The 20,697-nt window shown below is 33.5% G+C and carries 17 protein-coding genes; 7 read left to right on the top strand and 10 right to left on the bottom strand.

Annotated elements, in window-relative coordinates:
• Positions 1-143: 143 nt before the first annotated feature.
• The gene (gene aroB, locus AAEO57_RS08090) at positions 144-1,211 is read right to left on the bottom strand and encodes a 3-dehydroquinate synthase (protein ID WP_341691406.1); all 1,068 of its coding nucleotides are present in this window, start codon (positions 1,209-1,211) and stop codon (positions 144-146) included.
• 296 nt (positions 1,212-1,507) lie between these two features.
• Here aroB and AAEO57_RS08085 point away from each other — a divergent pair, with 296 nt between their 5' ends.
• Positions 1,508-2,677, top strand: coding sequence for a proline dehydrogenase family protein (locus AAEO57_RS08085; protein ID WP_341691404.1), 1,170 nt, complete (start codon positions 1,508-1,510; stop codon positions 2,675-2,677).
• A 180-nt stretch (positions 2,678-2,857) separates the two neighbouring features.
• Entirely contained in the window at positions 2,858-5,563 is a 2,706-nt protein-coding gene (locus tag AAEO57_RS08080) for an SdiA-regulated domain-containing protein (RefSeq protein ID WP_341691402.1), read from the top strand.
• A gap of 77 nt (positions 5,564-5,640) precedes the next feature.
• Here AAEO57_RS08080 and purU read toward each other — a convergent pair whose 3' ends face one another.
• The 3 genes from purU to AAEO57_RS08065 all read right to left on the bottom strand — a co-directional run bounded on the left by purU (position 5,641) and on the right by AAEO57_RS08065 (position 8,719).
• Positions 5,641-6,495, bottom strand: a complete 855-nt coding sequence (gene purU / locus AAEO57_RS08075) for a formyltetrahydrofolate deformylase (RefSeq protein WP_341691400.1) — start codon at positions 6,493-6,495, stop codon at positions 5,641-5,643.
• A gap of 132 nt (positions 6,496-6,627) precedes the next feature.
• Positions 6,628-7,347: a DUF4197 domain-containing protein gene (locus tag AAEO57_RS08070; protein ID WP_341691398.1), complete on the bottom strand. Its 720-nt coding sequence runs from the start codon at positions 7,345-7,347 to the stop codon at positions 6,628-6,630.
• A gap of 262 nt (positions 7,348-7,609) precedes the next feature.
• Positions 7,610-8,719 (bottom strand): pectate lyase family protein, encoded by a 1,110-nt coding sequence (locus AAEO57_RS08065; RefSeq protein WP_341691395.1) that lies wholly within the window; start codon positions 8,717-8,719, stop codon positions 7,610-7,612.
• Between the two features lie 239 nt (positions 8,720-8,958).
• Here AAEO57_RS08065 and AAEO57_RS08060 point away from each other — a divergent pair, with 239 nt between their 5' ends.
• Positions 8,959-9,528: a Crp/Fnr family transcriptional regulator gene (locus AAEO57_RS08060; protein WP_341691393.1), complete on the top strand. Its 570-nt coding sequence runs from the start codon at positions 8,959-8,961 to the stop codon at positions 9,526-9,528.
• A gap of 210 nt (positions 9,529-9,738) precedes the next feature.
• A complete protein-coding gene (locus tag AAEO57_RS08055) occupies positions 9,739-13,179 on the top strand; it encodes a methylmalonyl-CoA mutase family protein (protein ID WP_341691391.1) in 3,441 nt (1,146 codons plus the stop codon).
• An 80-nt stretch (positions 13,180-13,259) separates the two neighbouring features.
• On the opposite strand, the gene AAEO57_RS08050 is transcribed toward AAEO57_RS08055, so the two are convergent.
• Positions 13,260-13,631, bottom strand: coding sequence for a flagellar motor protein MotB (locus AAEO57_RS08050; RefSeq protein ID WP_341691389.1), 372 nt, complete (start codon positions 13,629-13,631; stop codon positions 13,260-13,262).
• 204 nt (positions 13,632-13,835) lie between these two features.
• Between AAEO57_RS08050 and AAEO57_RS08045 the strand changes: the two genes are divergently transcribed.
• The gene (locus AAEO57_RS08045) at positions 13,836-14,285 is read left to right on the top strand and encodes a hypothetical protein (RefSeq protein ID WP_341691387.1); all 450 of its coding nucleotides are present in this window, start codon (positions 13,836-13,838) and stop codon (positions 14,283-14,285) included.
• A gap of 56 nt (positions 14,286-14,341) precedes the next feature.
• On the opposite strand, the gene AAEO57_RS08040 is transcribed toward AAEO57_RS08045, so the two are convergent.
• The 5 genes from AAEO57_RS08040 to AAEO57_RS08020 all read right to left on the bottom strand — a co-directional run bounded on the left by AAEO57_RS08040 (position 14,342) and on the right by AAEO57_RS08020 (position 18,097).
• Entirely contained in the window at positions 14,342-14,728 is a 387-nt protein-coding gene (locus tag AAEO57_RS08040) for a secretion protein (RefSeq protein WP_341691385.1), read from the bottom strand.
• Between the two features lie 448 nt (positions 14,729-15,176).
• Complete coding sequence (locus AAEO57_RS08035; RefSeq protein ID WP_341691383.1) at positions 15,177-15,527, bottom strand: LSm family protein; 351 nt, start codon at positions 15,525-15,527, stop codon at positions 15,177-15,179.
• Positions 15,528-16,135: 608 nt separating this feature from the next.
• The gene (locus tag AAEO57_RS08030; protein ID WP_341691381.1) at positions 16,136-16,537 is read right to left on the bottom strand and encodes a T9SS type A sorting domain-containing protein; all 402 of its coding nucleotides are present in this window, start codon (positions 16,535-16,537) and stop codon (positions 16,136-16,138) included.
• Positions 16,538-16,922: 385 nt separating this feature from the next.
• Positions 16,923-17,330 (bottom strand): T9SS type A sorting domain-containing protein, encoded by a 408-nt coding sequence (locus AAEO57_RS08025; RefSeq protein ID WP_341691379.1) that lies wholly within the window; start codon positions 17,328-17,330, stop codon positions 16,923-16,925.
• A 362-nt stretch (positions 17,331-17,692) separates the two neighbouring features.
• A complete protein-coding gene (locus AAEO57_RS08020) occupies positions 17,693-18,097 on the bottom strand; it encodes a T9SS type A sorting domain-containing protein (RefSeq protein WP_341691377.1) in 405 nt (134 codons plus the stop codon).
• Positions 18,098-18,829: 732 nt separating this feature from the next.
• Between AAEO57_RS08020 and AAEO57_RS08015 the strand changes: the two genes are divergently transcribed.
• On the top strand, positions 18,830-19,702 hold the full coding sequence (locus AAEO57_RS08015; RefSeq protein ID WP_341691375.1) for an AraC family transcriptional regulator: 873 nt from the start codon (positions 18,830-18,832) through the stop codon (positions 19,700-19,702).
• Positions 19,703-19,806: 104 nt separating this feature from the next.
• Positions 19,807-20,673: an alpha/beta hydrolase gene (locus tag AAEO57_RS08010; RefSeq protein WP_341691373.1), complete on the top strand. Its 867-nt coding sequence runs from the start codon at positions 19,807-19,809 to the stop codon at positions 20,671-20,673.
• Positions 20,674-20,697: the final 24 nt, after the last annotated feature.

Genomic DNA, 20,697 nt, shown 5'->3' with positions numbered 1-20,697 from the left:
TAAAAACGGTTCAACATCCTTAATAAAGAACTGTTGAGGCGGTTTCTGTAAGAGCTGAAATGTCTTTGTCTGCTGTTTGTTTTCATTGTGGCAAATGTAAAAAATAATATATACCTAATGCAATGCTTTACCTTAAAAAAAGTTTAAGACTTATAATCCTGAAACGCATCCAGAATTAATTTATTTTCAACCGATTGGTTAATTTGTATCCTTCCGATGCCTTCAATGAGTGCAAACTGAATTAAACCGTACTCATTTTTTTTGTCGTGGATAAGTAATTCTAATATTGGATCGATGTCTTCTTCTTCAAATATTACATCTTCATAAATACCTTTAATAGCGGTTTTGATTTCTGCATATTCTTCAGCTGAAATAAGATTTTTGTGTAACGAAATATAACTTTCCAAAATCATTCCGACTGCAATAGCTTCGCCATGCAGCAATGTTGTTTTGTGTTCACTTTCTAAAAAATAACCTTCTATGGCATGTCCTAAAGTATGGCCAAAATTTAATGCCTTGCGAATATTTTTTTCTGTTGGATCCTGAATTACGATTTCATTTTTGATTTCGACAGAACGGTAAATCAGTTCATCAAAATCAGCATAATCAATTGATTTTAAATCTAAAAACTGTTTCCAGTAAGCAGCATCATAAATAAGACCGTGTTTGAGCATTTCTGCAAGACCTGAACGCATTTCACTTTGTGGTAAAGTTTCGAGATACTGAGTGTCAATTAAAACCATCTGAGGAACATTGATCACACCAATCTGGTTTTTAAGATTTCCCAAATCAACGCCGGTTTTTCCTCCAACAGAAGCATCCACCATAGACAATAAAGTGGTTGGTATGTTAATGAAATTTACACCTCGTTTAAAAGTAGAAGCAACAAAACCTCCTAGATCAGTTACAACGCCTCCGCCAAGATTGATAACAAGCGATTTTCTGTCCGCACCTAATTCAGTTAGCACATTCCATACTTCAATACAGGTTTCTATATTTTTATTGATTTCACCTGATTCAAATTCTATAATTTCGATGGTTAAATCGGTTTCTAGTAAAGGCAAAAATTTAGGTAAACAATGCTCATTGGTTTTATCATCAACAATAATAAATAAATTGGAGTATTTGTTTTCTTTTAAATGGTTGTTTAAAGCTTCGTATGCATTTTGGTTAAAATGTACTAAATAATTATTTGCTTGAATAGATTGCATAATTCCTCGGTTAATTGAATCCGCAAAATAAGGCATTTTTAACTAAATAATATTCAAAACAGCGTTCTAATTTGTTTTAAAATTGAGCTTTTCTTTTTGCTTGGGTATGATTTATCAGCTTTGTTGACAGAACATATTTAGTCTGTAATAATTCGTTTTAGGTTTATTTTAAATAAATATAAATGAAAAATGAGGCCTTTGCAGCTCTGAATTTATGTTATGAATTTTTAAAAATATCTTTCTTTTGTTAAATAATATTCAAAACACTCTTTATCTTTGTCGAAAAATTAAATTTAATGGAAAAAATATTCGACAATACTCAGGTTGCCTTTTCGTTAAAAAGCGATACAGAACTTGACAGGGCTTATTTTCTTTTTAAAATGATTGACAGTGAACCTTTGGTAAAGATAGGGACGGCTGTTACGAATTTTGCTATTAAAGCACATCTTCCTGTTGAAGGACTTATTCGAGCTACTGTTTTCGATCATTTTTGCGGTGGTGTAAACGAAAATGATTGTCTTACTGTGGTAGACAAAATGTTTACAAAAGGTGTTTCGTCTGTTTTGGATTATTCTGTTGAAGGTAAAGAAGAGGAAGAGCAGTTTGATGCCGCTTTAGAAATGACTCTGAGAACAATCGAATTTGCAAAGGAACGTTTAGCTATTCCGTTTGCAGTTTTTAAACCAACTGGTTTAGGACGTTTTGAATTGTATGAGAAATTAGGAGAAAAACAAGTTTTAAGTCCTGCAGAGCAAGAAGAATGGGACAGGGTTGTGGCTCGTTTTGATCTTGTTTGCAGTGAAGCGCATAAAAAAGATGTAGCATTATTGATCGATGCCGAAGAAAGCTGGATGCAGGATGCTGCAGATGATTTGGTAACCGAAATGATGCGCAAATACAATAAAGAAAAGGCTATTGTTTTTAATACTTTGCAGTTGTACCGTTGGGATCGTTTGGATTATTTGAAAAAACTCCATGAAATTGCCAAAAAAGAAGGCTTTTATATAGGTATGAAATTAGTTCGCGGTGCCTATATAGAAAAAGAAAACAAAAGAGCAGAAGAAAAAAACTACGTTTCGCCAATTTGCGTTTCTAAAGAAGCTACAGATGAAAATTACGATGCAGCTGTTCAATATATGCTGGACCATCTAGATACGATGTCAATTTTTGCAGGGACTCATAATGAACTGAGCTCCTATAGGCTGATGGAAATGATGAAACACAAAGGAATTGCTAAAAATGACAACAGAATCTGGTTCGGGCAATTATACGGAATGAGTGATAATATCAGTTATAATCTCGCCGAAAATGGTTATAATGTTGCAAAATACTTGCCTTTCGGACCTGTAAAAGACGTGATGCCGTACCTGATTCGCCGTGCAGAAGAAAATACTTCGGTAGCCGGGCAAACAAGTCGCGAATTATCGATGATTAAAGCAGAACGCAAGAGAAGGAAAGGAAAATAATTTTTCAATATATGTTTTGATAGAAACCGTTTCATGATCTGAGACGGTTTTTTTGTGTTTACTTGTTTGATAACATTCACTTAATCAATATAACACAAAGAGTTAATCATAAAGTAACTATTCCATTAAGTACAAAATTTGACTGTTAAATAGATTTGTACTAAATTAAATTTACCAAATATGATAAAATCTTTACTATTAAAACCAAACAACACTGCAACCAATTTTAAGCCAGAATTACTTCCTAATTTAAGAACAGGATTATTTTCGATTATAGCAATTTTAGCGTTTAATCAAAATAGCATCGCTCAGACTGTTGATCTTTCGACTTACGTAAGAGTAGGGCGATATGACTTGCCGGAGCCAACAAGAACTGCACATCCAACTAATAATTTACTGACACAGGAAGCTTCTGGAATAACTTATAACTGGGATACCAATACGCTTTTTATTGTGGGAGACGGAACTACCTCTGTGACTCAGGTATCGCTAACGGGTCAATTTATCGATACGATGACACTGGCTCAGGGAAGCAGCGCACAAGGTACTGAATTTTATGACTCTGAAGGAATTACTTACATTGGTAATGGTCAGTTTGTAATGACTGAAGAGCGTGACAGACAAGTCGTTTTGTTTACGTATGCTGCCGGAACAACACTTACCAGAAGCAATGCAAAAACAGTAAAACTAGGAACATTTGTGAATAATACAGGAACAGAAGGTCTTTCGTATGATCCTTTAACTGGCGGTTATATTGTTCTAAAAGAAATATCTCCAATAGGAATTTTCCAGACAGGAATTGATTTTGATGCAGGAACAGCAACTAATGGTTCGGCTACTACAGATAATTCAGTTAATCTTTTTGATCCTGCATTATTAGGTTTTACCGATGTTGCTGATGTTTTTGCTTTATCAAATTTGCCGGCACTAAATGGTCAGCCTTTGTATAACAATTTATTGGTATTGAGCCAGGAAAATGCCAAAGTAGTAAATATAGACCGAAATGGCGTAATTTCAAGTACTTTGACTATTGTATCAGATCCGGGCAACCTATTAGATGCTGCTAATCAGCAACACGAAGGAATGACTATGGATCGTAATGGTAATTTATATATCGTAAACGAAAATGGAGGCGGTGATATTGATCATCCGCAACTTTGGGTTTATGCTCCTTTGGCTTTGCCAAATCAGACACCTACAGCTGTTACTTTGGCAAATACAACAAATTCAGTTTTAGAAAATACAACTACTACACCTGCAGTTAAGATTTCAGATATTTTAGTTACAGATGACGGATTAGGAACAAACACATTATCATTATCCGGTGCTGATGCTGGTTCTTTTCAAATCATTGGTTCAGCTTTATACATCAAAGCGGGAACGGTATTGGATTATGAAACTAAAACGAGTTATGATGTCACGGTAAATGTAGATGATACAACTGTTGGCTCAACTCCTGATGCTTCAGTTAATTTTACCTTGTCAATTACAGATGTGGTTAACGAAGTGGCACCAATTGCAACAGTAAGCATTACAGAAGTAGCGCCCTGGTCGAGCAGCAATGCTTCAGTCGGTGCCGATTGGTTTGAAATAACAAACAACGGAACTGCGGATCTGGATATTAGAGGCTGGAAAGTAGATGACGATTCTAAAGTATTTTCTTCGGCTTTAGCTTTAAATGGAATCTCCACCATTAAGCCTGGAGAATCTGTAATTTTCTTAGAAACAACTGCTGCAAATAATACAACTGTTATAGATAACTTCAAAACGACCTGGTTTGGAAGTACTGCACTTGCGCCGACAGGCTTACAAATAGGAAGTTACACTGGTGGAGGAATAGGTTTGGGTTCTGGTGGAGATCAGGTAAACTTATTTGATGCGAGTGGAAATCTTAAAGCTAATGTTGTTTTTGGAACATCAACTACCAATAAAACATTTAATAACGCAGCAAGTCTTAATAATGCTACTATTTCAACATTAAGTCAGGTTGGTGTTAACGATGCCTTTGCAGCTGAAAATGATGCGAATCAAATTGGTTCTCCTGGAACTACAGGAAAAATATTTATCTCTGAAGTAGCGCCTTGGGCCAATAACAATAGCCCTGTGAAAGCAGATTGGTTCGAAATAACGAACACGAAAGCTGTAGCAGTTGATATTACAGGGTGGAAAGTAGATGATAACTCACAATCACCTGTAGCTGCCGTACTATTAAACGAAATTACTACTATTAATCCTGGGGAGTCAGTAATTTTTATTGAGACTGCTGATTTAGCAGGTAAAACAACAGACTTTTTAAACAATTGGTTTGGAGCAAATCCTCCTAAAGGTTTAAAAATTGGAAACTACACTGGTTCTGGTATCGGTTTAAGCGGAGATGGCGATCAGGTAAATTTATACAACGGAGTAAGCAATACACCTGTAGCTTCTGTAGTATTCGGGGCTTCACCAACAGGAACTTTCAAAACATTTGATAATACTAACGGACTTACTACAATAACTACAGCAGTTACTCAATTGAGTGCAGTAGGCACGAATGGAGCATTTGTAGCAGCTAACAGCAGTACTGAAATTGGTTCTCCGGGTGTATTCGTTAAAACAAGCCCTAATTTAGGTATTGAGAATCCTTCAGAAATAAATACATTTAAAGTAGTAGCTTATCCGGTTCCGTACAGTTCAGCTTTCCAGTTAGATCTGGGAACACTTAGTAATGATAGTGTTGTAATAAGCGTATATGACATGAACGGAAAACAGGTAGATGCTTATGAGTTCAATGATGTTAATGAAGCGCAAAACCAAAGAATAGGAAGTGATTATGCAACAGGTGTTTACAATGTTGTTGTAATTCAGGGAGGAAACAAAAAAACAATCCGTGTGATTAAGAAATAATATAAAATATTTCTAAAAAAAGAAGCCGTTTCAAATGATGATGAAACGGCTTCTTTAATTGTATGAGTCTTGAGTCTTTAAGAAAAAACAACTGTTTTGTTGCTGTAAACCATGGTTTTGCGTTCGGCATGCAGTTTTATAGCTCTTGCCAATACAATTCTTTCCAGATCACGGCCTTTCATGATAAAGTCTTCAACAGAATGAATATGAGAAACACGTGCAATATCCTGCTCAATAATTGGACCTTCGTCTAATTCTTCTGTTACGTAATGACTCGTGGCGCCAATAATTTTCACCCCTCTTTTAAATGCTGAGTGGTATGGTTTTGCACCAGGGAAAGCAGGTAAAAACGAATGGTGTATATTGATGATTCTATTTTCGTAAAGTGAAATCAAACCAGGTGTGATAATCTGCATATAACGCGCCAGAACAATAAAATTGATTTGATATCTTTTTAATAGTTCAATTTGTCTGGCTTCACCTTCTTCTTTATTGTCTTTGGTAAAAGGAACGCAGTGAAAAGGAATGTCAAAACGTTCTGCAATAGATCGTAAATCACTATGATTACTAATAATTACCGGAATTTCAACATTTAGCTCACCCGCACTGTAACGTCCTAAAATATCAAACAAACAATGATCGTATTTAGATACAAACAAAGCCATTTTAGGTTTTTGCTCCTGATTATATAAGTCCCACGACATATCAAAATCTGCTGCAATGGTTTGGTTAAAGTCGTCTTTTATGGCTTCGATACTGATATTATGATTCGTCAAATCACATTCTAATCGCATAAAAAATACATTTTGCTCCGTATCAACATGCTGGTCGATATAGGTAATGTTTCCTTCTACTTTTGCAATAAAAGCTGTTACAGCAGCAATAATTCCTTTTTGATCCTTGCAATGAATCAGAATAGTTATTTTTTGCATTATAATTTATTGGTTAATCGGTTATTTTTATAGATTAATTGTTTAATCGTTTATTTGTTTAATCGGAATGGTTGTAGAATTTAAGTTTTTGCAGTTACACGATTAAACAAATAAACAGTTAAACATATAAATTTACTTTTTATCCTGCATAGCAAAAACGCTTTTTAGCAATGGTGTTGTTCTTTCGTTAATATTATTGCGGATTTCTTTTTCTTCTACGGCAATCATTTTAAAAACGCCTGCCAAAGCCTGATTGGTTGTGTAATCAGTCAAATCCGGATTTATTTTTTTTACCAGCGGAATCGAATTGTATTTGGTAATGATTTTTGTCCAGATTGCATCGGCACCTACTTTTTCAAACGAACTTTTTATGACAGGATTAAATTTTCCATACAAAGCTGTTGTAGTACTCCCTTGTAAATAGCTTGTGGCAGCATTGTCGCTTCCTAAAAGAATGTTTTTAGCATCTGTAAAAGTCATGTTTTTTACTGCCGAAACAAAGATAGGAGTAGCTTCTTTTACAGCATCTTCTGCAGCACGGTTCAGCATTTTAATGCCTTCATCTGCCAGTGAACTAAGGCCTACTTTTCGTAAAGTAGCATCCACTTTTTGCAATTCTTCCGGCATCAGGATTTTTACAGCTTCATTTTTATAGAAACCATCAACAGCAGTAAGTTTGCTTACTTGTTGTGTAATACCTTTGTTCAAGGCTTCTTTTAAGCCAGAAGCAATATCTACACCGCCAACACCCGGAATTTGCGATGATATTTGCGGTAATTGATTTAAAGTTTGTTGTACCTGCGCACAGGAATTAAGAGAAAATGCTACGGCAAGAAGTAAAATCTTTTTCATTGTGAAATGGGGTTTTTTAAAGGTTTCAAAAATACTACTTATTCAACAACAAAGCCACAATTTTATTTTAGGAGCACAAACATTTTGTTTCATAATTAACTTTTGTCCCGCTGTCCACTAAATTCCGCGCAGAAAAAGCGCGGGATACCGTTCCCATCGGGGCTATTTTAGAAACTTAAGTTTTCAGAAAACGCTTCCATAAACTGAAAACAAAAAAAGCTACCCAATTTGGATAGCTTTTCTTAAACAATTTTTTTTATACTTAGAATGATCCGCAAATGTTACCAGAGAATGTAGCTCCGGCATTGGCAGAAACGTCAGCTTTAACTGCAGATGCAGCAAGAGTTACAATGCTGTACGGAGGAGTAAATGCAGTGTTTTTTCCTGCTGTATTTCCACTTGTATTTGTGAAAACATTTCCTGAAGTAACGGTTACCGCAGTAAGACCTGTCATTAATTCGACTGGAGTTTTTACGTTTTCAAAAACGTTATTTTCAACTTTTATATTTGCTTCAAAACCTGCAGCAATACATTTGTTACTAACAGAACTGTTGAAATAACTGTTTATGATGTGTACTTTTCCAAATCGAACTCTTGGCATTCTTTCTCTGCATCCGCTTGCCCACCAGCAACGTGCAAATGTAATTCTCAATGTTCCGCGGTCTCCTGTAGCACTGTCGCTTGAGCCAATCAGATTTGAGTATCTGTGATCATCAGAACCTCCTGAACCTCCTGCTTTTGGAGCTTTTAGGTAAGTGAATTTTGTATAAGAAACAGTCACATAATCAGATTTGTTTTTGATATCAAAGTTACCGTCAACACCGTCTCTAAATTCGCAGTGGTCAACCCATACATTCTGGCAGTTGTCCAAAGTTGCATTGTCCCATCCGTCTGTGTCATAAGCTCCCGGACCTTCAAAAATCAGGTTTCTGATAATAATGTTTTTACATCCTTTGAAATAAATGATACCTGAACCGTCTTTTGTTTGGTTTGTCGATACCAGTTTTGCACCGCTGGTTCCGTAAATAGTTTTTCCGGTTTGGTTTTGAAATGATAATCTGGCAGTAACAGTAATAGTTCCGGACACTTTTATCACTTTTACAGAAGTGTTTTCAATTGCCGATTTCAATTGTGCATAAGTGGTTACTGCTGTTTCTGCAGATGCACCACCTCCTGTTGTACTTCCGTTTTGGGAAGCCCATCCCGGAACTTCTGAACAAACTCCTACTTTTGAAGTCGAAGCAGAAACTTCCTGATTTGTACTTACTGCAGCTTCATCTGCATTTTGCTCTGTTACATCTTCCGTGTTACAGCTTGCAAAGCCTAAAACAATCGCAAATAGCGAAATAGTAAATTTGGTTTTAAAATTCATTGTTAGTTTTTTAATGGTTATTACTAAATTATATAGTGGTGCAAAGATGTTTATTAATTCCTACAAGAATATTGAACTTGTTCAATAATTTTGTAGTTAAATTGAATATTTAATTTTTTTTAGATTATTAATTTAAATATTATATAATTTTTATATTTTTGCGTAATCGATTACATTATCAAATTCACCCCCAAATTTTATGAATTTTAGAAATTTTAATTAAGTAATAATTAAAAATTATGTACGAAGAACTACGACAAAATATTGAAAGAAAAATCCCCCTCACAGACGAGGAGTGGAGTTTGATACTTGAGAAAACAGAGTTCATTAAATTAAAAAAGAATGAATTTTTGCAAATCCAGGACTCTAATAATTCTTTAGAATGTTTTATCCTGAAAGGAGCTTTCAAAACCTACATTATAAATGAAAACGGAACAGAAAGTGTTGTTTTCTTTTCATTTGAAAATGACTGGATGTGCGATCTGGAAAGTTTTTATTATCACAAACTAACCAAATACAATATAAAGGCGATTGAAGACAGCGAAATATTGGTAATTAATAAATCCAATAAAATGCTGTTGTTTAAGCAGGTTCCAAAATTGATTCAGTTCCATATCCTGATGGTAGAAAGGGCTAATATCGCAATACAGGAAAGGCTTCTGGATGTTTTAAACAAAACTTCTAAACAGCGTTATATTGAGTTTGTGAAAAAATATCCTCAAAAGACCCAAAAAATAAATAATAAAAATTTGTCTTCTTATTTAGGAGTCACTCACGAATTTTTATCAAAAATCAAAAAGAGTTTTTAATTTTAAACTCAAGTACTGAATCTTTTTTAGTACGGTATAAGTGTTAATTATCTTTAAATCAGTATTTTATTTGTTGTCTGAAAATATATTTTAGATGATAGGACTTTGTGTGTCTGTAAATTAAATCTTTTTTATCAACATAAAACTTTCGTTTCATTGAACTGTTGAAATATTTTGTAAATTGCGCTATAAAATTATCATATTCGTAAAATGGAACATCAAAAAACATATATTCCTAAAAATAAAGTAAGAATTGTAACCGCTGCGTCACTTTTTGACGGACACGATGCTGCAATTAATATAATGCGTCGTATCATTCAGTCGACAGGAGTTGAAGTGATTCACCTAGGCCATGACAGAAGCGTTGAAGAAGTGGTGAATACCGCAATTCAGGAAGATGCTAATGCGATTGCTATGACTTCGTACCAAGGCGGACACAACGAGTACTTTAAATATATGTATGATTTGCTTCGCGAAAAAGGAGCGGGGCATATCAAAATCTTCGGAGGCGGAGGTGGGGTGATCCTTCCTAGCGAAATTGAAGAATTACATGAATATGGTATTACAAGAATTTATTCTCCAGATGACGGACGTTCTCTTGGTTTGCAAGGAATGATTAATGATTTGGTTGAGCGTGCTGATTTTCCTATTGGAGATAAATTGAACGGAGAAATCGATCATATCGAAAATAAAATTCCAACGGCAATTGCACGTTTAATTTCAGCGGCAGAAAATTTCCCTGAAATTGCAAAACCGGTTTTTGATAAAATCCATGAAAGTAATACAACTTCTAAAATTCCGGTTTTAGGAATTACAGGAACTGGAGGAGCAGGAAAATCTTCTTTGGTTGATGAATTGGTCCGCCGTTTTTTAATTGATTTTCCAGAAAAAACAATCGGATTAATTTCTGTCGATCCTTCCAAGAGAAAAACCGGAGGAGCGCTTTTAGGCGACAGAATCCGAATGAATGCGATTAACAATCCGAGAGTTTATATGCGTTCGCTGGCAACACGTCAGTCGAATTTGGCTTTATCTAAATATGTTGCTGAAGCGATTCAGGTTCTAAAAGCCGCAAAATACGATTTGATTATTTTGGAAACTTCAGGAATCGGGCAGTCTGATACGGAGATTATGGATCATTCTGATGTATCCTTATATGTAATGACACCAGAATTTGGAGCGGCAACACAATTGGAAAAAATCGATATGCTTGATTTTGCCGATTTAGTGGCTTTAAACAAATTTGATAAACGTGGTGCTTTAGACGCTTTGCGCGATGTAAAAAAACAATATCAAAGAAACCATAATCTTTGGGATAAAAATCCTGATGAAATGCCGGTTTTCGGAACGATTGCTTCGCAGTTTAACGATCCGGGAATGAACACGCTTTACAAAGCGATTATGGATAAAGTGGTTGAAAAAACAGCTTCAGATTTGAAATCGACTTTTACAATCACTAAAGAAATGAGCGAGAAAATCTTCGTGATTCCGCCACACAGAACACGTTATTTATCTGAAATTGCAGAGAATAATAGAAGTTATGATGAAACAGCAATCGCACAGCAAAAAGTAGCACAGAAATTATACGGAATTTTCAAAACCATAGAATCGGTTTCTGGAAAAATTCCTCAAATCAATAAAGCTGGAATTGATGACGATAGTGTCATCCTGAGCGGAGTCGAAGGACTCAACGAAAACAGAATCTTTTTAAATCTTTTACTGAATCAGTTTGATAAGGTAAAAATGGATTTAGATCCGTACAATTGGGAAATTATCCTGAATTGGGATGAAAAGGTTGCGAAATATAAAAATCCGGTTTACTCGTTTAAAGTTCGTGATAAAGAAATCAAGATTGCAACACATTCTGAAAGTTTATCACATTTACAGATTCCGAAAATTGCTTTGCCTAAATATGAAGGTTGGGGTGATATTCTGCGTTGGAATTTACAGGAAAATGTTCCTGGAGAATTTCCTTTTGCTTCGGGATTATATCCGTTTAAACGTGAAGGCGAAGATCCGTCAAGAATGTTTGCAGGCGAGGGTGGACCAGAAAGAACCAACAAACGTTTTCATTATGTAAGTGCCGGAATGCCAGCAAAACGTCTTTCGACAGCTTTTGATAGTGTAACTTTATACGGAAATGATCCAGATTTGCGTCCGGATATTTACGGAAAAATTGGAAATGCGGGAGTTTCAATCTGCTGTTTGGATGATGCTAAAAAACTATATTCAGGTTTCGATTTGGTTCATGCATTGACTTCGGTAAGTATGACCATTAATGGGCCTGCGCCAATGTTGTTAGGTTTCTTTATGAATGCGGCAATCGATCAGCAATGTGAGATTTACATCAAAGCAAATGATTTAGAAAAAGAAGTTGAAGCCAAAATCAACAAACTTTATAAAGACAAAGGAATTGAAAGACCGAAATACCAAGGCGAACTTCCTGCTGGAAATAACGGTTTAGGATTAATGCTTTTGGGCGTAACCGGAGATCAGGTTTTGCCTTTGAATGTTTATAACGAAATTAAAGTAAAAACCTTAGCTCAAGTTCGTGGAACAGTTCAGGCCGATATTTTGAAAGAAGATCAGGCGCAGAATACTTGTATTTTTTCAACCGAATTTGCTTTACGATTAATGGGCGACGTTCAGGAATATTTTATTACTAAAAACGTTCGTAATTTCTATTCAGTTTCGATTTCTGGATATCATATTGCTGAGGCGGGAGCAAACCCAATTACGCAATTGGCGTTTACGCTTTCAAATGGTTTCACTTACGTGGAATATTATTTGAGCCGCGGCATGAACATCAACGATTTCGGCCCAAATTTATCTTTCTTCTTTTCGAATGGAGTAGATCCTGAATATTCGGTTATTGGTCGTGTGGCACGTAAAATTTGGGCAAAAGCCATGAAAAACAAATACGGAGCCAACGAAAGAGCACAAATGCTGAAATATCACATTCAGACTTCTGGACGTTCGTTGCACGCACAGGAAATTGATTTCAATGATATTAGAACGACTTTACAGGCTTTATACGCAATTTATGATAACTGTAATTCATTGCACACAAACGCTTACGATGAAGCAATCACAACACCAACAGAAGAATCGGTGCGTCGTGCCATGGCGATTCAACTGATTATCAATAAAGAATTAGGTTTAGCGAAAAACGAAAACCCAATTCAAGGTTCGTTCATCATCGAAGAATTGACTGATTTAGTTGAAGCTGCAGTTCTTCAAGAATTCGACAGAATTACGGAAAGAGGCGGAGTTCTTGGCGCAATGGAAACGATGTACCAAAGATCTAAAATTCAGGAAGAAAGTTTGTATTACGAAACTTTAAAACACAACGGAGATTTTCCAATTGTGGGTGTAAACACTTTCCTGAGTTCAAAAGGTTCTCCAACGGTAATCCCGGCAGAAGTTATTCGTGCAACCGAAGAAGAAAAACAATATCAAATTACAATGTTGGATAACTTGCATCAATTTCACGAAGCAAAAGTTAATGAGCATTTAAATAATTTACAGCAAGCGGCTATTAAAAACGAAAACTTATTCGATCATTTAATGGAAGCTACAAAGGTTTGTTCTTTAGGTCAGATTACTTCGGCGTTGTTTGAGGTTGGTGGGCAGTATAGAAGGAATATGTAAAATTTACTGTTTTATAGATTTATGAAAACCTCTCTTTTCGGGAGGTTTTCTATATTTAGAAATCCATAAAAAGAAAAAAATCAAACCTTCTTCTTAACGAGTTTCAGCTTCTCAAGAATTGCATCCGCTTTTTCGTTTTCACAAATAAACCGTAGCGATTCGGCATAACGATAATAATATTCAGGAGCTAAGTCTAACGTCAGGGCAAAAAGCTGGCTGTACCATTCGGCCGCTTTCTCCAGTTTAAAATGCGAATAAGACGAATCCCCTAACTTCTGAAATAAATCTACAGACTTGTAGCCTTTTGCAGCAATTCTTTCGTATGTTTTCATTACATCTACATAAGCGTATTTCTCGCTTACTTTGTCCGTAATAAACACTTTTTCATTTTGGGCTGAAGCACTGAATGAAAAAATAGTCCCTAATACTAAAATAACAAGTCTTTTTTGCATAAGCATCGGTTTAAGAGGATGAGTTTAGATAGTTTTTGTATTCGCAAATATATCTAAATCAGTGACATAAGATGTTTTTGAATGCTTTTTTTAGAAATTTTAACGATTTTGCGCAGCTTTTTTAAAAGTTTTCAGACATTTTGAATGGAGAAAAATGTTTAATGAAAATTAAATAGTATAATTTTATATTCAAACAGCATCGTTATGAGTATTCAGGAGTATTCGAATAAAATAAACAATTTGAGAACAGAGGAGAACAACCCTCAGTTTTCTGATGCTATTGATTTGGAAAATATTGTTTTAAAAGTTTCAGAGAATCGTTCTCAAAGTTATTTTACTCTTAAAGATTTTTTTGATCAATCTGTTTCTAAAGCTGTTATGCTAAATAGTGAAATAGTAAAATTAATTGCAGATCGTTTAGGGTTGCTGTTTTCGAGTGAAAAAGAAGCCGGAAATGTGTGTTTTGCCAATAGCAGTGAATTACGTTCAGAATTCAGGCAAATTTTGACCGCTATTGACTTATTGGACTATATCTATGCTTTTGCACATTCTTCTTTTTATAAAGAATTCCAAAAAATAGCCATTCCATCAGAAACAGACAGTTTTTGGAGACTCGTGGAAATTGGTTTCCTTTTGCGTAAAGAAAAGACATAAAAAAACAGTCTCTTTCGAAACTGTTCTTTACATAAATAAATTGGGGGCAAATATTGTTATCTACGAAAAGCAGGGCTTTCGTTTACAGACTGGTCTAAAGCAATTGTTTTTGATTTTTTTGCAGAAACTGTAATTTTATGATTTACTACTTTATTGCTTTCTAAAACTTTTAAGTAATAAGTTCCGGCAGGATAAGTTTCAAGGCTTAAGGTTTTTGAAACTTCTAATTCATTTGAAGAAACTTCTCCGGTATAAAGTAATTTTTGATTTTCATCAAGGATAGAAAAATTTGATTTTTCGTCAGTGTTTAAGGTAAAGCTGACTACTTTTCCATTTCCGGTTTTTATATACAGGATATAATCACCTTTTTCATTAGTTGCATACGTACTTATTGTTGTTAAAAATACAGCTACAACAAAGCTCAATCTTAGGATTTGTTTCATCTCTTTTTTTAATTTTTAATTTTAATTTTCTACTTCGTGGTATTGACAAAACTACAAATAGTTACCAAATTTCAAAAAATTTTAATCTTCTTTTTATTAACACTAAGTTGTTGAATTAAAAGTATTTATATGTTTTTTCTTAGATATATACGTATTTATTGGGCTCATGGAGGTGCTTTTTTTAATTGTTTTTAATTTTTTAACAAGCAATCGGTTGTGTTTCTTAAGTATTGGTTTGTTAAAATTTTTAAAAACTTTAGAATTCAAATTTTATTAACAGTTGAAATTAAAAAAAAACAGCTCGAGAACCACCAGGAGCTGTTTTTAAAACCGTTAAGTTTTAAACTTTACTAACTATCTAACCTCATTTTATACTGAATACAGTATAACTTTTTTAGCGCATTACTACGCTTGTATTTTCAGCAGAACATCCTGCTTTGTAAACTAATTAAATTGCTTTTGTAGATAAAATTGTAGTTTTATCAGTAATTGTAATTTCGTGTTTTGTTGTTTTTACACTGTCCTCGATTAAAAGGAAGTATTTTCCTGAAGGAAACTCCTCAAAGCTGAAAGTTTTTAGGATTCCGTCTTTACCAGAAGCATTTTCAGAATAAATAAGAGTACCATCTGTGTCATATATAGCTAAGCGGGCTTTCTTTACATTATTTAAAGCAAAAGTCACTTCTTTGCCATTTCCTTTAATTACATGAAGAGCAAAACCTCCATTTCCGTCGATCGCATAAATACTTCCTGTGAAAAGTACCGCACATACTAAACTTAATTTTAACATCTTTTTCATGATCAATATTTTTTAAATTATTGGTTCTAATTCTATGGTGCTAAATTACTTCAGCAATGTGTGAAAATCCACAACGCTATTTGCAGATATATGTGCTATATTCTCATTTACGAAACCGTTATATGTTAAATTTTAAATTATTCTTGGTGTTTTTGCTAATTTGATTAATATATTTTAAAATTTTCACATGGATTACGAATTTGAAAACTACTTTATAGATTTCGTCTAAAAAGTGTAATTTTTCTAGTGTAAAATTAAAAGTAGTGCAATTTTTGTGTATAGTCTGTTTAGGGAAAATGTAATTTTACTCCTTAAAAGAAATGCTTTTTTGCATAAAATACTCTCGAAATAGCAAAACAGGGGTAATTTGAGAACAAATTTGTTTTTCTGAACTTTTCGTTGTTTGAATTTTAACTGATAAAAAAAAATAAAATCAGCTACCGTTTCTTTTTGTAAAATGAGGGCTTTTTATTACTTGAATTTGAAAATAAAGCGCATAAAAAAAACAGCCCAATAACCAATATGAGCTGTTTCTCAATACAACATTTATGTTTTTAAATGTTTTTAAACTACCTAATCATTTTTATACAATTGTATAAAATTTTAAATTAACGTACTGCCATGTTCGAATTTTTAGCAGAATCTGTTTTGTAAACAGATGAAATCGCTTTTGTAGACAAAACTGATTTGTTGCCTGCAATCGTAATTTCATGTTTTACTTTTTTTACGCTGTCTTCTACTTCCAGGAAATAAGTTCCTTCGGGAAATTCTTCTAAGCTGAATGTTCTTAAAATTCCGTCTTTTCCTGTAGCGCTTTCAGAATAAATTAGCGTGCCGTCTGTGTCATAGATTGTCAGTTTTGCTTTTTTTACATTATTAAGAGCAAAAGTGATCAGTTTTCCATCTCCTTTTAATACATGAAGATTGAAATCTTCATTACCATCGATAGCATAAGTACTTGTTCCGAAAAGTACTGCTAACACTAAACTTAATTTTGAAATCTTTTTCATGTCAATAGTTTTTAAATTAATAGTTCTAATTCTCTGATGCTAAATTACTTGTATAATTAGTTATTTTGCACGACTGTGTTTTCTTATTTATGTGCTATATTCTCATTTACGAAACCGATATAGGTTAAAATGTAAAATTATTATCATCTGTTTTGTTAAATCGTTTACAATAATTTAAAAAATGACTATTTGGTAATTTACTATTATATGATGTTTAGACTATTTTTGAATCACATTAAAATTGTATGATTTTATTTTATAATTCAGTAGAATTAAAACAAAAAAAAACAGCTCAAGAACCACCAGGAGCTGTTTTAAAAACTGTTAAGTTTTAAACTTTACTAACTATCTAACCTCATTTTATACTGTATGCAGTATAACTTTTTTAGCGTACTACTACGCTTGTATTTTTTGCAGAAGAACCTGCTTTGTAAACTGATGAAATTGCTTTAGAAGATAAAATCACTTTATTGTAAGTAACAGTGATTTCATGTTTTGTTATTTTTACATTATCTTCTATTTTTAAGATATAAGTTCCTTCTGGAAAATCTTCAAATGTGATTCTTTTTAGAATCCCCTCTTTTCCGGAAGCATTCTCGGAATAAAGGATAGTACCATCCTGATCGTATATCATTAATTTAGCCTGTGTTACATTTTCTAATCCAAATGTAACTTCGTTACCATTTTCTTTAATTACATGAAGGATATAATCTTCATTTCCGTCAATTGCGTATGTACTGATTCCTGAAAAAAGCACTGCAATCACTAAACCTAATTTTAACATCTTTTTCATGATTTCTATATTTTAAAGTTTTTGTTCTGATTTTGTACTGCTAAATTACTTCTGAAATATGTAAGAATACACAACCGTATTTGCAGATATATGTGCTGTATTCGCATTTACGAAACCGTTATAGGTTAAAATGTAAAGATATTGTAATCAGTTTTGTTAATTAATTTACAATAATTTAAAAACATTTACTTTGAAATTTATTACAGAACTTATGTTTTGATTGGATGAAAAATGTTTACGGGTGAAAGTTTAAAGCAAAAAAAAACAGCTCAAGAACCACCAAGAGCTGTTTTTAAAACCGTTAAGTTTTAAACTTTACTAACTATCTAACCTCATTTTATACTGTATGCAGTATAACTTTTTTAGCGTACTGCTACGCTAGTATTTTTAGCAGAGATTCCTGCTTTATAAATTGAAGAAATTGCTTTTGTTGATAAAACCGAAGTGTTATCAGTAATAGTAATTTCGTGTTTTGTTGTTTGTGTACTGTCATCAATTACAAGGAAATAAGTTCCTGCCGGAAATTCCTCAAAACTGAAAGTTTTTAGGATACCATCTTTACCTGTTGCGTTTTCAGAATAAATTAGAGTACCTTCTTTATCATATATAGATAAGTGTGCTTTATTTACATTGTTTAATGCAAAAGTCACTTCTTTTCCATTTTCCTTAATTACATGAAGAGCAAAATCTTCATTTCCTCCGATAGCGTAAATACTTCCTGTAAAAAGTACCGCACATACTAAACTTAATTTTAACATCTTTTTCATGATTAATATTTTTTAGATTATTGTTCTAATTCTATAGTGCTAAATTACTTCTGTAATACGTGAAAATACACAACTCTATTTGCAGATATATGTGCTGTATTCGCATTTACGAAACCGTTATATGTTAAAATTTGAATTATTCTTGGTGTTTTTGTGAATTTGCTTATTATTTTTCAAAGTTTTTGTGTGAAATGAGAATTTAAAAATCAATATATCTGTTTTAATGAAATAATGTAATTTTTGTAGGAAAAAATTAAGAGTAATGCAATTTTTAACGTTGTTATGGTTTTGAAAACTGTAATTTTAGAGGTACAAATACACGTTTTGTTGCATAAAATAATGCAAAATCATTAAAAAAAAGATAATTTGAGAACAAATCGATTTTGACAACATAATGGCATTTTGAAGTTAAAGTGAAAAAAAAGTCTCAAATGTGTGAGATTTTTTTCTTTCAATAAAAATGTCTGCTTTTTAAATTCGGAAGAGGATTGATTTTAAAATCACAAAAGTGTTGATATACTAAATTTAATTTTAAAATCTTTTTCTTAGCTTTAGTATCTAAATTATAGTCTGATTCTTTGATGTTAAATCACTTCTGTTCTGTAAGTTTTTTGTATATTCTGTTTGTCAGTAATAATGCAATATTCTCATTTACGAAAGCGATGTAGGTTAAAGTTTGAATTATTTTAGGCTTTTTTGTTAATTTTGCTTTTATTATTTAATCTTTATGAAATGAAACCAATTGCCCCAGCTCTTGAGATAATATCAAACTCATACGGAAGTTCCTTTACCTATACCAAGCATGCACATAAGACGAACAGTAAATCGCACTTATTGCATTATCATCCCGAAATTGAAATTGTTTTTGTGAATGGCGGAGCAGGGAAGAGGCAGATAGGAAGTCATATTTCGTATTATACCAATGGTTCCTTAATCCTGATTGGTTCTAATTTGCCACATTGTGGATTTACCAATGAGAAAACGGGAAATAAGGATGAAACCGTTATTCATTTTAAACCTGATTTTCTTGGGAATGATTTTTTTAATATTCCCGAAATGAAAAAAATTCAGAAACTTCTTGAACAGGCTAAAGCCGGAATTGCATTTGGAGGTGAGACTAAAAAGTTAATTGGAACCAGAATGGAATTAATGGAAAATAAATCTCCGTTTGAGCGTTTCCTTACTCTATTGGGTATTCTAAAAGATCTCGCTTCTTCTGAAGAATATACGATTTTAAATGCTGACGGATTTTTAATGGAAATGCAGGTGCCCGACAATGACCGAATGAATATAGTATTCAGTTATGTGAAAGATCATTTTCAGGAACCTATTTCGGTTGATGAAGTTTCGAGTCTGGTAAGTATGACAACGTCGTCTTTCTGTCGTTATTTTAAAAAAATATCCAATAAAACATTTACAGAATTTGTAAACGAATACCGTTTGGTTCATGCTTCTAAACTTTTAGCAGAGAAACCTATAAGTATAAACGAAGTTTGTTATGAAAGCGGGTTTAATAATTTTAGCCATTTCAGCAAATCGTTTAAACAATATACAGGTAAGAGTGCTTCAGAATACAGGCAGGAGCACAGGGCTACGATTATGTGATTTTTTTATTTATAAAGTATTAACCATCAAATTCGTTGATGGTTTTTTTATGTCTTTTTTTGAAGATAAAAGGTATATTTATGTTTATAAAAAAAACATAAACTATGAAACATTTTAAAATACTGCTTTTTGTCTGCATGGTTTCTACCGGAATCTCTCATGCTGCGAAAGTAGATACCTTAGAAGTTGCTAGTACAGCAATGAATAAAACATATAAAACAGCAATTGTTTTGCCTAATTCCTATGCTAAAGGAAAAATAGCATTTCCGGTAATGTATTTATTGCATGGTGCTTACGGGCATTTTAGTGACTGGCTGAAAAACACTCCCGACAAGGAACTTGTAAAAAATCTGGCAGATCAGTACAATTTGATAATTGTCATGCCTGAAGGTGAAACCTTTAGTTTTTATATTGACAGTCCGGTTAATGCCAAAAGTCAGTTTGAAACTTTTATTACAAAGGAAGTGCTTCAGAAAGTGGATAATACATACAGGACTATTAATAATAAAAATGGCCGTGTCATCACTGGGCTCTCAATGGGTGGTCACGGAGCTTTGTACTTGTCAGCCAGACATCCTGAATTGTTTTGTGCTGCCGGAAGCATGAGCGGTGCTGTTGATATGGGGGTGATGTTAAATAGAGATTCTGCTGCTCAGATGATAAAACTGATTGAACCTGTATTTGGAGATAAAAGTGCAGATCCCGAAATATATGCACAGCATGCTGTTTTAGGAATGCTGGACAAACTCAAAAGCAACAAGCTGCCACTCATAATTGATTGCGGTGTAGACGATTTTTTAATTGAACCTAATCGGGAGCTGCATCGAAGATTAATATATAATAAGGTAGAACACGATTATACCGAACGTCCAGGAGCACATACCTGGGAATATTGGCAGAATTCATTGCCGTATCATGTATTATTTTTTAGTAAAATTTTGTCTAAAAATCAGGTTGTTATCAAAAAATAAACAGAATTTTTCATGGATAGACCG

This window comes from Flavobacterium calami, assembly GCF_038290035.1.
GTDB classification, from domain to species: Bacteria; Bacteroidota; Bacteroidia; order Flavobacteriales; family Flavobacteriaceae; genus Flavobacterium; species Flavobacterium calami.
Note: the sequence above shows the minus strand (reverse complement) of the source record. Positions and strands in the feature narration are given on the sequence as shown.

Coding starts and splice junctions, on each gene's coding strand:
- aroB (WP_341691406.1), bottom strand. CDS start 1,211: ATGCAATCTATTCAAGCAAATAATTATTTAGTACATTTTAACCAAAAT.
- AAEO57_RS08085 (WP_341691404.1), top strand. CDS start 1,508: ATGGAAAAAATATTCGACAATACTCAGGTTGCCTTTTCGTTAAAAAGC.
- AAEO57_RS08080 (WP_341691402.1), top strand. CDS start 2,858: ATGATAAAATCTTTACTATTAAAACCAAACAACACTGCAACCAATTTT.
- purU (WP_341691400.1), bottom strand. CDS start 6,495: ATGCAAAAAATAACTATTCTGATTCATTGCAAGGATCAAAAAGGAATT.
- AAEO57_RS08070 (WP_341691398.1), bottom strand. CDS start 7,347: ATGAAAAAGATTTTACTTCTTGCCGTAGCATTTTCTCTTAATTCCTGT.
- AAEO57_RS08065 (WP_341691395.1), bottom strand. CDS start 8,719: ATGAATTTTAAAACCAAATTTACTATTTCGCTATTTGCGATTGTTTTA.
- AAEO57_RS08060 (WP_341691393.1), top strand. CDS start 8,959: ATGTACGAAGAACTACGACAAAATATTGAAAGAAAAATCCCCCTCACA.
- AAEO57_RS08055 (WP_341691391.1), top strand. CDS start 9,739: ATGGAACATCAAAAAACATATATTCCTAAAAATAAAGTAAGAATTGTA.
- AAEO57_RS08050 (WP_341691389.1), bottom strand. CDS start 13,631: ATGCAAAAAAGACTTGTTATTTTAGTATTAGGGACTATTTTTTCATTC.
- AAEO57_RS08045 (WP_341691387.1), top strand. CDS start 13,836: ATGAGTATTCAGGAGTATTCGAATAAAATAAACAATTTGAGAACAGAG.
- AAEO57_RS08040 (WP_341691385.1), bottom strand. CDS start 14,728: ATGAAACAAATCCTAAGATTGAGCTTTGTTGTAGCTGTATTTTTAACA.
- AAEO57_RS08035 (WP_341691383.1), bottom strand. CDS start 15,527: ATGAAAAAGATGTTAAAATTAAGTTTAGTATGTGCGGTACTTTTCACA.
- AAEO57_RS08030 (WP_341691381.1), bottom strand. CDS start 16,537: ATGAAAAAGATTTCAAAATTAAGTTTAGTGTTAGCAGTACTTTTCGGA.
- AAEO57_RS08025 (WP_341691379.1), bottom strand. CDS start 17,330: ATGAAAAAGATGTTAAAATTAGGTTTAGTGATTGCAGTGCTTTTTTCA.
- AAEO57_RS08020 (WP_341691377.1), bottom strand. CDS start 18,097: ATGAAAAAGATGTTAAAATTAAGTTTAGTATGTGCGGTACTTTTTACA.
- AAEO57_RS08015 (WP_341691375.1), top strand. CDS start 18,830: ATGAAACCAATTGCCCCAGCTCTTGAGATAATATCAAACTCATACGGA.
- AAEO57_RS08010 (WP_341691373.1), top strand. CDS start 19,807: ATGAAACATTTTAAAATACTGCTTTTTGTCTGCATGGTTTCTACCGGA.